General features: G+C 40.4%; 13 protein-coding genes. 11 read left to right on the top strand and 2 right to left on the bottom strand.

The genetic code is table 11. From position 1 onward, the window contains the following. Positions 1 to 58 precede the first annotated feature (58 nt). From guaB to V6W77_RS05380, 6 genes are all read left to right on the top strand, one after another. Positions 59 to 1,522 carry an IMP dehydrogenase gene (gene guaB, locus V6W77_RS05405; RefSeq protein ID WP_283385800.1) on the top strand — a complete coding sequence of 488 codons (1,464 nt, stop codon included), beginning with the start codon at positions 59 to 61 and terminating at the stop codon, positions 1,520 to 1,522. A 79-nt stretch (positions 1,523 to 1,601) separates the two neighbouring features. Beyond that, positions 1,602 to 2,261, top strand: a complete 660-nt coding sequence (locus V6W77_RS05400; protein ID WP_334254022.1) for an HAD family hydrolase — start codon at positions 1,602 to 1,604, stop codon at positions 2,259 to 2,261. Between the two features lie 39 nt (positions 2,262 to 2,300). After that, a complete protein-coding gene (locus V6W77_RS05395) occupies positions 2,301 to 2,480 on the top strand; it encodes a hypothetical protein (protein WP_025342666.1) in 180 nt (59 codons plus the stop codon). A 90-nt stretch (positions 2,481 to 2,570) separates the two neighbouring features. Beyond that, the gene (guaA, locus tag V6W77_RS05390; protein ID WP_334254021.1) at positions 2,571 to 4,142 is read left to right on the top strand and encodes a glutamine-hydrolyzing GMP synthase; all 1,572 of its coding nucleotides are present in this window, start codon (positions 2,571 to 2,573) and stop codon (positions 4,140 to 4,142) included. Between the two features lie 120 nt (positions 4,143 to 4,262). Beyond that, entirely contained in the window at positions 4,263 to 4,517 is a 255-nt protein-coding gene (locus tag V6W77_RS05385) for a type II toxin-antitoxin system Phd/YefM family antitoxin (RefSeq protein ID WP_283385804.1), read from the top strand. Further along, a complete protein-coding gene (locus tag V6W77_RS05380; protein ID WP_283385805.1) occupies positions 4,514 to 4,801 on the top strand; it encodes a type II toxin-antitoxin system RelE family toxin in 288 nt (95 codons plus the stop codon). The genes V6W77_RS05385 and V6W77_RS05380 overlap by 4 nt, the downstream gene beginning before the upstream one ends. Before the next feature lie 36 nt (positions 4,802 to 4,837). Here V6W77_RS05380 and V6W77_RS05375 read toward each other — a convergent pair whose 3' ends face one another. Next, complete coding sequence (locus V6W77_RS05375; RefSeq protein WP_283385806.1) at positions 4,838 to 5,071, bottom strand: helix-turn-helix domain-containing protein; 234 nt, start codon at positions 5,069 to 5,071, stop codon at positions 4,838 to 4,840. Positions 5,072 to 5,181: 110 nt separating this feature from the next. Between V6W77_RS05375 and V6W77_RS05370 the strand changes: the two genes are divergently transcribed. Beyond that, positions 5,182 to 5,469, top strand: coding sequence for a hypothetical protein (locus V6W77_RS05370; protein ID WP_334254020.1), 288 nt, complete (start codon positions 5,182 to 5,184; stop codon positions 5,467 to 5,469). Between the two features lie 13 nt (positions 5,470 to 5,482). Beyond that, entirely contained in the window at positions 5,483 to 5,704 is a 222-nt protein-coding gene (locus tag V6W77_RS05365) for a hypothetical protein (protein ID WP_334254019.1), read from the top strand. Between the two features lie 63 nt (positions 5,705 to 5,767). Here the strand turns inward: V6W77_RS05365 and glmU are convergent, their stop codons facing one another. Then, positions 5,768 to 7,132 (bottom strand): bifunctional UDP-N-acetylglucosamine diphosphorylase/glucosamine-1-phosphate N-acetyltransferase GlmU, encoded by a 1,365-nt coding sequence (gene glmU, locus V6W77_RS05360; RefSeq protein WP_334254018.1) that lies wholly within the window; start codon positions 7,130 to 7,132, stop codon positions 5,768 to 5,770. Between the two features lie 278 nt (positions 7,133 to 7,410). On the opposite strand from glmU, the gene V6W77_RS05355 reads away from it, so the two are divergent. The 3 genes from V6W77_RS05355 (at position 7,411) to ftsH (ending at position 11,302) form a co-directional block, all read left to right on the top strand. After that, entirely contained in the window at positions 7,411 to 8,499 is a 1,089-nt protein-coding gene (locus tag V6W77_RS05355; RefSeq protein ID WP_283385809.1) for a calcium:cation antiporter, read from the top strand. Between the two features lie 113 nt (positions 8,500 to 8,612). Next, positions 8,613 to 9,239, top strand: a complete 627-nt coding sequence (rlmE, locus tag V6W77_RS05350) for a 23S rRNA (uridine(2552)-2'-O)-methyltransferase RlmE (RefSeq protein WP_025236107.1) — start codon at positions 8,613 to 8,615, stop codon at positions 9,237 to 9,239. 119 nt (positions 9,240 to 9,358) lie between these two features. Beyond that, on the top strand, positions 9,359 to 11,302 hold the full coding sequence (gene ftsH / locus V6W77_RS05345; RefSeq protein ID WP_334254017.1) for an ATP-dependent zinc metalloprotease FtsH: 1,944 nt from the start codon (positions 9,359 to 9,361) through the stop codon (positions 11,300 to 11,302). The last annotated feature ends 150 nt before the right edge of the window (positions 11,303 to 11,452 follow it).

Raw genomic sequence — 11,452 nt, 5'->3', positions numbered from 1 at the left:
GCTCGCAATTTTCCAATACAGTTTTTTCATTTTAATCACTTTTTAAGGAATTATTGCAATGTTACGTATCAAACAAGAAGCACTCACTTTTGATGATGTTCTTCTCGTCCCAGCACACTCCACAGTGCTTCCAAACACAGCCGATCTTTCAACTCAATTAACTAAAACCATTCGCTTAAACATTCCAATGTTATCTGCTGCGATGGATACAGTAACCGAAACCAAATTAGCGATCTCGTTAGCCCAAGAAGGCGGCATTGGTTTTATTCATAAAAATATGTCGATTGAACGCCAGGCTGATCGAGTGCGTAAAGTGAAAAAATTTGAAAGCGGTATCGTCTCTGAGCCGGTAACCGTTTCACCTGATATTACTCTTGCTGAATTAGCGAATATCGTGAAACAAAACGGTTTTGCAGGCTATCCTGTGGTGGATGAAAACCAAAATTTAGTGGGAATTATCACCGGGCGTGATACTCGCTTTGTGAGCGATTTAAGCAAAACCGTGCGTGAATTTATGACGCCAAAAGAGCGTTTAGTTACGGTAAAAGAAGGTGCAAGCCGTGATGAAATTTTTCATTTAATGCACGAACACCGTGTTGAAAAAGTATTAGTGGTGAGTGATGACTTCAAATTAAAAGGGATGATCACCTTAAAAGATTACCAAAAAGCCGAAAGCAAACCGAATGCGTGTAAAGACGAATTAGGACGTTTGCGTGTTGGGGCAGCAGTCGGTGCCGGCCCAGGCAATGAAGAGCGTATTGATGCCTTAGTGAAAGCAGGTGTAGATGTGTTGTTAATTGACTCTTCACACGGTCATTCAGAAGGTGTTTTACAACGTGTGCGAGAAACCCGTGCAAAATATCCAGATCTCCCGATTGTGGCAGGTAACGTAGCAACGGCTGAAGGAGCAATTGCGTTAGCGGATGCCGGTGCAAGTGCAGTGAAAGTGGGGATTGGTCCGGGTTCAATTTGTACTACTCGTATCGTAACAGGCGTGGGCGTGCCACAAATTACTGCGATTGCCGATGCGGCAGCTGCATTAAAAGAGCGTGGAATTCCTGTAATTGCAGACGGTGGTATTCGTTACTCAGGCGATATTTCTAAAGCGATTGCAGCCGGTGCAAGCTGTGTTATGGTTGGCTCTATGTTCGCCGGTACGGAAGAAGCACCGGGCGAAATCGAACTTTACCAAGGCAGAGCATTCAAGTCTTACCGTGGAATGGGCTCTTTAGGGGCAATGAGCAAAGGCTCAAGCGACCGTTATTTCCAATCAGATAATGCAGCAGATAAATTAGTGCCGGAAGGCATTGAAGGCCGTATTCCATACAAAGGCTTATTAAAAGAAATTATCCACCAACAAATGGGTGGATTACGTTCTTGCATGGGCTTAACCGGCTGTGCGACGATTGAAGAATTACGTACTAAAGCTCAATTTGTACGCATCAGCGGTGCAGGTATTAAAGAATCACACGTTCACGATGTGACAATTACCAAAGAAGCTCCAAACTACCGTATGGGCTAATGGTGTAGGGGCGAATCATTATTCGCCCCTACAATTGTAATATTTTGCGAAAAATTAACCGCTTGTAAAGAGAGGCTCTATGCTCCAAGCTATCATTTTTGATATGGACGGCGTGATTGTCGATACCGAATATCTTGAGTTTTCACTGCAAAAGCAGTTTATCGAAGATCTTAAAGAACACAACCGCCCGATTACCTTGGAGCAGCAATCCGAAGTCGTAGGGAAATGTTTAAAAGAAATTCCGGTAATTGTGCAAAAATTAAGTGAATCCAGCTTGCCGATTGAAGAAATTCGCAGCCGCTACTATGCCTTTTTCCAAAATTTATTTAGTACGGTCGATTTCCGCACCATTTTCCGAGCCGATATTCAAAAGATCATTGATTTCGCCAAGCAAAACAATATCAAATTAGCGGTGGCGTCTTCATCAGCAAAATCGCATATTGACAATATTTTGACCGTATGCGGCATTAAAGATGAATTTGATTTTATCGTCAGCGGCGAACAATTTGAACACAGCAAACCAGATCCAACTATTTACCGCTACACCTGCGAAAAATTAGGTGTGCAGCCTGAAAATGCGGTAGCGATTGAAGATTCCTACTACGGAATGAAATCTGCTAAAACCGCAGGCTTAACCGTAGTTGGCTATGAAGAAAAACGAATGCTGATCGACCAAAGTTTAGCGGATTATATGGGGAAGGATATGAATGAGATTTTGGGCATTTTGCAAAAAATTTGAGATAATTAACCGCTTGACTACTAACCAAAAGGAAAAATAATGAACGCAGCAGAATTAAATGAGGCATTATTGCCTGCTGAAAATGCTTTGGCTCAATTAAGCCAATCCGAATTAGAAACTTTATTAAAAGAAATCGGTTATAGTTCAAATGCGATTGATGTGTTGGTGCAATACCAAACATTGACCAAAGCATTCCGTGAAAAAATGGGATTGATGTAAAGAAAAGCAACAAACGATATCGAATAGCTAGGGGCAACAAGTTGCCCCTACGGATTAAGCAAAAATTTAATTAAGTAAAGAGAAATTCAAATGACAAATATCCACCACCATAAAATCTTAATCCTCGACTTCGGTTCACAATATACCCAACTGATCGCCCGTCGTGTGCGTGAAATTGGCGTGTACTGCGAGCTTTGGGCTTGGGACGTAACGGAAGAACAGATCCGTGAATTTAATCCAACGGGGATTATTCTTTCAGGAGGACCTGAGAGTACCACTGAAGAAAACAGCCCTCGTGCCCCTGAATATGTATTCAATGCAGGTGTGCCTGTGCTTGGTATATGCTACGGAATGCAGACGATGGCGATGCAATTAGGTGGCTTAACCGAAACCTCCGATCACCGTGAGTTTGGTTATGCATCTGTGGCATTACAAGCAACCGATAACCTATTTGCAAAATTAAACGATGATTTAACCGCTAGTGAGCCAAAATTAGATGTTTGGATGAGCCACGGTGATAAAGTAACGCGTTTACCTGCAGGTTTCCAAGTAATTGGTGTCACACCAACTTGCCCGATTGCGGCAATGTCGGACGAAAGTCGCCGTTTCTATGGCGTGCAGTTCCACCCTGAAGTAACACACACAAAAAGTGGTTTAGAACTTCTAACCAACTTTGTGGTAGGCATTTGTGGCTGTGAGCGTAACTGGACACCGGAAAACATTATCGAAGATGCCGTTGCTCGTATTAAAGAGCAAGTGGGCGATGATGAGGTAATTTTAGGTTTATCAGGTGGAGTAGATTCGTCTGTAACGGCATTATTATTACACCGTGCTATCGGCAAAAACTTACACTGCGTATTCGTGGATAACGGCTTGCTCCGTTTAAACGAAGGCGATCAAGTAATGGAAATGTTCGGCGATAAATTTGGTTTAAACATTGTGCGAGTAAATGCAGAAGATCGCTTCTTAGATGCGTTAAAAGGTATTGACGAACCGGAAGCAAAACGTAAAACGATCGGTAAAGTTTTCGTGGACGTGTTCGATGATGAATCGAAAAAATTAACCTCAGTAAAATGGTTAGCACAAGGCACAATCTACCCTGATGTAATCGAATCCGCCGCAAGTAAAACAGGTAAAGCACACGTGATTAAATCGCACCACAATGTGGGCGGTTTGCCGGATTATATGAAACTGGGTTTAGTTGAACCATTGCGTGAATTATTTAAAGATGAAGTACGTAAAATCGGCTTGGCACTCGGCTTACCGGCTGAAATGCTGAACCGCCACCCATTCCCAGGACCGGGCTTAGGCGTGCGTGTACTTGGTGAAATCAAGAAAGAGTACTGTGATTTACTGCGTAAAGCCGATGCTATTTTTATCGAAGAGTTATACAACTCAGGCTGGTATTACAAAGTTAGCCAAGCCTTTACTGTATTCCTGCCGGTGAAATCGGTCGGAGTAATGGGGGATGGACGTAAATACGACTGGGTTGTGAGCTTACGAGCTGTTGAAACCATCGACTTTATGACCGCACATTGGGCTCACTTGCCTTATGATTTATTAGGTAAAATCTCCAACCGTATCATCAACGAAGTGAACGGCATTTCCCGCGTAGTGTATGACGTTTCAGGTAAACCACCCGCAACGATTGAGTGGGAGTAGATTTTCAAATCTGAAAAAAGCCTTACTAATCTATGATTTTAGTGAGGCTTTTTTGTTTATATTATCTTGACAAAACCGATAAAAGGAGCGATAAATAGCTCTAAATAAGGAGTTTTATTTATGCCTAATATTATATTAACAAATACAGTTGCAAGTATTACTGAGCTGAAAACAAACCCGATGGCAACAATGAGAGCTGCTGCAGGCGAACCTATTGCAATCCTCAATCGTAATGAACCCGCTTTTTATTGTGTTCCACCACATATCTATGAATATTTAATGGAATTAGCTGATGATGCAGAGCTTGCTAAAATTGTTGAAGAACGACAATTTGAAGAAAGTTATGAGATTGAATTAGCAGATTTATTGAAATGAAATATACGATTGAATTTATTAAATCTTCGGAAAAAGAGTTCCGTAAATTAGATTTAGCATTAAGAAAGCAGTTTGTGGAAAAACTGAAAGAGAGAGCTGAAAATCCTCGTGTGGAAAGTGCAAAATTACGAGGAATGAAGGATTGTTATAAAATCAAGTTACGTAATTCAGGTTATCGCTTAGTCTATCAAGTTATTGATGATAGGGTCGTAGTGAAAGTGATAGCTGTCGGAAAACGAGAGCGTAATGATGTTTATCAAAAAGCATCAATGCGTTTATCTTAATATTTAAAGCCTCTAAAGTAAGATACTTTAGGGGCTTTATAATTCCTTTAACTGTTGTTCTGTTCTTTCCATTAATTCTGTTGATGTACAGCCTAGTCCTTTAGCTAATTTAAAGATGGTTGTGATGCTAGGTTGTTGTTGTCCAAGCTCTAATTTACTCACATAAATGCGTTGCAAATCCGCCTCAAATCCAAGTTCTTCTTGTGATAAATTTTTCTGTTTTCTTAATTGGCGAATAGCTCTACCAAATGCAATAGCAATTTTTTCCAAAACTCATACCTTTATGGTTCCTATAATTGTATGAATTTCAGCAATATGTTATATTTTAGTCTTCATATAGAAGTATGAAATTTCAAATAAATATCCTTAGGAGCTATTAAATGAAAACTAAGCTATATCTCTCCGTTTTAATGTGTTTTGGTTTAAGTAGTTGTCAAGTAGTTACTGAAACACTTTCCAGCGTTAATGGAGTATTGAGTTCTGTGAACTCTGCACTTTCCGGTACTGCTGTAACTTCTGCTGCTCAATCTTCGGTTGATAGTGCAGTGAATAGAGCTAAAGCTAGTCAAGATGCTAAAATTTTATTTAATCAAGCAAAACCAGCAATTTCTAAATATGTGGCTCTGATAGCGTGTAATACCCCCGACAAAGCAATTAGCAGTATATAGTGATCCTGATAGTATGGAACCTAACGGTTTAGGTATGCCACAGCATAATATGGCATACCATAAATCAGGGTGCTTAAACGTATTACGCATTGAGCGTATTAAAAAATTAGCCGCGAATACGATTGAATTTCAAGCGGTTTACGTCTCTCCACAAAGTGAAGAGGTTGTTAGAAAAATGCATCACGCAATTAAACAGCCGAGTGGAGATTGGTTATTTGACTTCTGGGGGCTTTAATTAACAAAAAGCCTCTGTTTTCACAGAGGCTTTTGCAAAAAATCAGCAGAATTTGACCGCTTGTTATTTCTTTTTGGTTGGGCGTTGCCAGCCTTGAATATGGCGTTGTGGCACACGGCTAATCACTAGCTCGTTTTCAGCCACATCTTTAGTAACTGTTGCACCGGCTCCGATGGTTGAGCCGCTTGCAATGGTAATAGGTGCAACTAATTGGCTGTCTGAACCAACAAATACATTATCACCGATAATGGTTTTGAATTTGTTCGCTCCATCGTAGTTACAGGTGATTACACCGGCACCGATATTACAATCTTTACCTACTTCCGCATCACCCACATAGGTTAAATGATTGACTTTAGAACCTTTGCCGATAGTCGCTTTTTTGATTTCAACGAAGTTGCCGATATGGGTTTCTTCCGCTAATTCCGCACCCGGGCGTAGGCGAGAGAATGGACCGATAGCGGATTTCGCACCTACTACTGAATCTTCAAGCACAGAATAAGGTTTGATTTCCACATTATCGCCAATTTCACAATTTTTCAGTACGCAGCCGGCACCGATTTTCACGTTATTGCCTAGTTTGATTTCGCCTTCTAAAATGACATTCACATCAATAGAGACATCTTTACCGTGAGTTACTGTACCGCGAATATCAAAGCGAGTCGGGTCGATAATCGTAACACCGGCAAGCAATAATTTTTCTGCCTCGCGTTTTTGGTAGAAGCGTTCTAATGCGGCAAGTTGTAAACGGTTATTTGCTCCTTCTACTTCCATAAATTCAGTGGCTTGAACCGCTTGTACTTTGAAGCCGTCTTGGTTTGCCATTGCGATCACATCAGTAATGTAATATTCGCCCTGTGCGTTGTTATTATTGAGGTTTTTCAACCATTTTTTGAAACTTGCACCACTTGCTACCATTACACCGGTGTTTACTTCTTTCACTTTAAGTTGTTCTTCGTTTGCATCTTTTTGTTCAACAATAGCAACTACTGAGCCGTTTTCACGAATAATACGTCCGTATCCGGTCGGATTTTCCAATTCAACAGTTAATAGTGCAATACCGTTTTCAGGTTTAGCTGCAATTAAACGTTCTAAGGTAGCTTTGGTAATCAATGGAGCATCGCCATAGAGCATCACAATATTTTCATCATCAGCAAAAAATGGGGCAGCTTGTTGCATTGCGTGCCCTGTGCCTAATTGCTCGGCTTGGAATACCCAGTTTACAGGCTCTTCACTTAAGCGTGTTTTTAATAAATCCGCACCGTGTCCGTAAATTAAATGAATTTGTTTGGCATCCAACTGTTTTGCAGTATCAATAACGTGTTTTACCATCGGTTTACCGGCAACCGGGTGCAACACTTTTGGTAAATCTGAATACATACGAGTGCCTTTACCCGCTGCTAAAATTACAACGCTCAGTTGAGTCATAAAAGATCCTTATTTAATTAATGTGTTACTTTAGCAAGATATTTAAATGATATGCCAAAGCGTGATTTTTGCGATATTTTACTCTTTTTATTCAATAATTTCATTTATTGGAGTAAAAAAGTTCCGTTTGGGCTGAGTTTTATGATTTTTTAAGAGAAGCTTTAGCGGATTGTGGAATAAATAGGTATTACTTATTTCTTATATTTCTCTACAACTAAAAATCTTTTTGATAGAATGACAAAATGGAGTACGTAACTAATTAATATTAAGGAGAATTTATGCCAACAGTACAAAAAGGTCATCAGCCTTTGCCTATTTGGTCGCTTTTATTACCTATTGCAGCTTGGATTATCTATTTTGTCGGCATAAAAGAAAGCCTGGTTTTGCAATTAGTCGCAGGTGCTTTTCTGATTGGGAGTGTTTTATCAGCGGTTCATCACGCAGAGGTTGTAGCACATAAAGTAGGCGAGCCTTTTGGTACTATTATTCTTGCATTAGCCATTACCGTGCTTGAGGTGTCGCTTATTGTATCATTGATGGTTGCTGGTGGAGATAACACTGCTTATTTAGCCCGTGATACCGTTTTTGCGGCAATAATGCTCATTCTAAACGGTATTTTAGGTGGTTGTTTATTAATTGGTGGATTAAAGCACCGTGAGCAATTTTTCAGTCAAAAATCAGCCAGCACGGCATTAGTAACTTTAGTTGTTATTTTAGTGATCACTTTAGTATTACCGAACTTTACCACAAGTACAGAAGGTGCAACTTATAGCTCATCTCAATTAATTTTTGTCGCAATTGCCTCTATTGTGCTTTATGCATCATTTATTTTAATTCAGACGGTTCGCCACCGTGATTATTTCTTAGTTGAAGATGATGACAACCCATCGCATCACGCAGAACCACCTTCAATGAAAGTAGCACTAACAAGTTTATTATTTTTAATTATTTGCTTAGGTATTGTTGTATTTCTAGCGAAGGCTCTCTCGCCATCTATTGAGCAAATGGTGCTAGGTGCAGGGGCTCCGGTGGCTTTAGTTGGGGTAATTATTGCAGCAGTGGTATTATTACCGGAAGGATTAGCCGCATTAACAGCAGCACGCCGCAACCGTTTACAAACCAGCATAAACCTTGCACTAGGTTCTGCGGTAGCAAGTATCGGCTTGACTATTCCGGCAGTAGCTATTGTTTGCGTATTATATGACATCAATATGGTGTTAGGGTTAGACTGGAAATCAATGGTCTTACTTTCACTTTCATCTTTTGTGGCAATGCTTTCGCTTAATCACGGTCAAACCAATATACTTTATGGTATTGTGTTACTCATAATTTTAGCGACTTATGTATTTACCGTAATTGTTCCTTAAGAACAATAAATATTAATATTCAAGAGCTGACGAAGATTAATTTTTCGTTATCTCTTGAATTCGTTAATTTAAACCTTATTATTAATTCTTGGATTAACTAAACAAAAAGAAAAATGGGTAGAAAACGTAGTGCAAGTTCCTCTCGCTGGCTTGCGGAACATTTTAAAGATCAATTTGTACAAAAAGCACATAAACAAAAATTACGTTCACGTGCATATTTCAAATTAGATGAAATTCAACAAACTGACCGTTTATTTAAACCGGGTATGACAGTTGTGGATTTAGGAGCGGCACCAGGCGGTTGGTCGCAATATGTGGTTACACAAATTGGCAGTAAAGGCAGAGTTATTGCTTGCGATATTTTAGATATGAACCCGATTGTCGGGGTTGATTTTTTACAAGGCGATTTCCGTGAAGAATCTGTTCTGAACGCGTTATTAGAACGTGTTGGGGAAGAAAAAGTTGATGTGGTAATGTCTGATATGGCACCTAATTTTAGCGGTATGCCTTCTGTTGATATTCCTCGTGCAATGTATCTGGTGGAATTAGCATTAGATATGTGCCGTCAAGTATTAGCACCCAAAGGTAGTTTTGTGGTAAAAGTGTTTCAAGGCGAAGGATTTGATGAATATCTCAGAGAAATTCGTTCGCTATTTAGTGTAGTAAAAGTCAGAAAACCGGAAGCTTCACGAGATCGTTCTCGAGAAGTTTATATAGTTGCAACAGGCTATAAAGGTTAGAAACCACACAAGCGGTTGTTTTTTGCTAAAATTTTGCAAAAAAGTTAAGAAATTTAACCGCTTTTATAGTAACCTTAAACAGTTTTTATTAAGAAGATAGGGGATTAACCTTGAACGATATGGTTAAAAATATTTTGCTTTGGGTGGTGGTTGCCATTGTAATGATGACTGCCTACGAAGGCTTCAATTCTAATTTTGGTGGAGCTTCAAACACTGTGCCATATTCGACTTTTTTGAGTGATATTAAAGAAAATCGCTTAAAAGGGGTCGATTTCAAACAGAATGACGACACTATTGTGGTTACCAAGAACGATGGTGCAACTTACCAAACCGTAATGCCAATGTATGATGAATATCTGATGGCGGACTTGGCTAAAACCAATGCGGTGATTACAGGGCAACCGGCAGAGCGTCGTGGTTTGTTATCGCAAATCTTGATTTCGTGGTTCCCAATGTTGCTATTGATCGGCTTCTACATCTTCTATATGCGACAAATGCAAGGCGGGGGTGGTCGAGGTGCAATGGGCTTTGGTAAAAGCAAAGCGAAAATGCTGACAGCAGATGAAGTCAAAACCCGTTTCTCTGATGTTGCCGGTTGCGATGAAGCGAAAGAAGAAGTAGGTGAAGTCGTTGAATTCTTGCGTGATCCAAGCAAATTCCAAAAACTAGGCGGACGTATCCCAAAAGGGATCTTAATGGTTGGACCTCCGGGAACTGGTAAAACCTTATTGGCAAAAGCAATTGCCGGTGAAGCTCGCGTGCCGTTCTTTACGATGGCTGGTTCGGATTTCGTTGAAATGTTCGTTGGTGTAGGTGCTTCGCGTGTGCGTGATTTATTTGACCAGGCGAAGAAAAATGCCCCTTGTATCATTTTCATTGATGAGATTGACGCAGTAGGTCGCAAACGTGGTGGAGCAGGCTTTAGTGGCGGACACGATGAGCGAGAGCAAACGCTTAACCAAATGCTAGTAGAAATGGACGGTTTTGAAGGTTCGGAAGGTGTGATTATTATCGCCGCAACTAACCGTGCTGATGTGCTTGATGATGCTTTAACCCGTCCGGGACGTTTTGACCGCCAAGTAACGGTTGATTTGCCGAATGTAAAAGGTCGTGAGCAGATCTTGAGAGTTCACTTGAAAAAAGTACCGCTTGCAGAAGGTGTTGATCCAATGCAAATTGCTCGTGGTACACCGGGTTATTCAGGTGCTCAATTAGCAAACTTAGTGAATGAAGCAGCCTTGTTCGCAGCACGTAAAAATAAGCGTGTAGTAACGATGGAAGATTTTGAAGAAGCTCGCGATAAAATTAATATGGGTCCGGAACGTCGTTCAAATACGATGACGGAAAAAGAGATTATCAACACAGCTTACCACGAAGCGGGACACGTTATTGTCGGTTATTTAATGCCGGAACACGATCCATTAAATAAAGTAACGATTGTACCTCGCGGTCAAGCACTCGGTTTTGCACAGTTCTTGCCGGAAGGCGACCGTGTAAGTGAGACCTTCACCAAATTAGAAAGTCAGCTTTCAACTTTATTTGCAGGTCGTATCGCTGAAGGTTTGATTTTCGGGGAAGATAAAATCACCACTGGGGCATCTTCTGATATCCATCGTGCAACTCAAATTGCACGAGCAATGGTAACGCAATGGGGTTTCTCGAAGGAGCTTGGTCCGATCTTCTATCAAAATGAAGACGGAATGGGGGCGATTAAAGGGGTATCGGAAGAGTCGCAAAAGCTTATTGATACCGAAATGCGTAAGATCATTGATAGAAACTATCAGCGTGCGAAGCAAACGTTAGAAGAAAATATGGATATCTTACACGCAATGAAAGATGCCTTATTGAAATACGAAACCTTAGATAGTAAACAAATTGATGACTTAATGGCTCGTCGCCCGGTTGGAGAACCATCAGGTTGGAGTGATACACCAACCAAAGATGACAATGCAACGCCACCAAGTGGTGAGCAAGCAGCAGATACTACTTCTATCATAGATGATAAGCCAACTAAGGATAACAATATTGGTGATTCCCTTGCTGATACTAAAGCGGAACACTAATAGATAAGTTAAAAAAACCGAGAGCAACTTGTTCTCGGTTTTTTGTTTACAAGCGGTCGTTTTTCATTAATTTTTTACCAATAAGGTAAAGCATTAATCTGTACTTATTTCTTTCCAGTTGTAACAAAACTTTTACTGGTAAAATAATCC

Source organism: Mannheimia indoligenes (genome assembly GCF_036880405.1).
Lineage (GTDB): Bacteria > Pseudomonadota > Gammaproteobacteria > Enterobacterales > Pasteurellaceae > Mannheimia > Mannheimia indoligenes.
The sequence above is the reverse complement of the archived record's forward strand: the minus strand, read 5'-3'. Positions and strand labels throughout refer to the sequence as shown.

What these genes read in the sequence shown, in the direction of transcription:
- guaA (WP_334254021.1), top strand. Translation starts at nt 2,571, where the DNA reads ATGACAAATATCCACCACCATAAAATCTTAATCCTCGACTTCGGTTCA.
- V6W77_RS05370 (WP_334254020.1), top strand. Translation starts at nt 5,182, where the DNA reads ATGAAAACTAAGCTATATCTCTCCGTTTTAATGTGTTTTGGTTTAAGT.
- V6W77_RS05380 (WP_283385805.1), top strand. Translation starts at nt 4,514, where the DNA reads ATGAAATATACGATTGAATTTATTAAATCTTCGGAAAAAGAGTTCCGT.
- V6W77_RS05395 (WP_025342666.1), top strand. Translation starts at nt 2,301, where the DNA reads ATGAACGCAGCAGAATTAAATGAGGCATTATTGCCTGCTGAAAATGCT.
- guaB (WP_283385800.1), top strand. Translation starts at nt 59, where the DNA reads ATGTTACGTATCAAACAAGAAGCACTCACTTTTGATGATGTTCTTCTC.
- glmU (WP_334254018.1), bottom strand. Translation starts at nt 7,132, where the DNA reads ATGACTCAACTGAGCGTTGTAATTTTAGCAGCGGGTAAAGGCACTCGT.
- V6W77_RS05400 (WP_334254022.1), top strand. Translation starts at nt 1,602, where the DNA reads ATGCTCCAAGCTATCATTTTTGATATGGACGGCGTGATTGTCGATACC.
- rlmE (WP_025236107.1), top strand. Translation starts at nt 8,613, where the DNA reads ATGGGTAGAAAACGTAGTGCAAGTTCCTCTCGCTGGCTTGCGGAACAT.
- V6W77_RS05385 (WP_283385804.1), top strand. Translation starts at nt 4,263, where the DNA reads ATGCCTAATATTATATTAACAAATACAGTTGCAAGTATTACTGAGCTG.
- ftsH (WP_334254017.1), top strand. Translation starts at nt 9,359, where the DNA reads ATGGTTAAAAATATTTTGCTTTGGGTGGTGGTTGCCATTGTAATGATG.
- V6W77_RS05365 (WP_334254019.1), top strand. Translation starts at nt 5,483, where the DNA reads ATGGAACCTAACGGTTTAGGTATGCCACAGCATAATATGGCATACCAT.
- V6W77_RS05355 (WP_283385809.1), top strand. Translation starts at nt 7,411, where the DNA reads ATGCCAACAGTACAAAAAGGTCATCAGCCTTTGCCTATTTGGTCGCTT.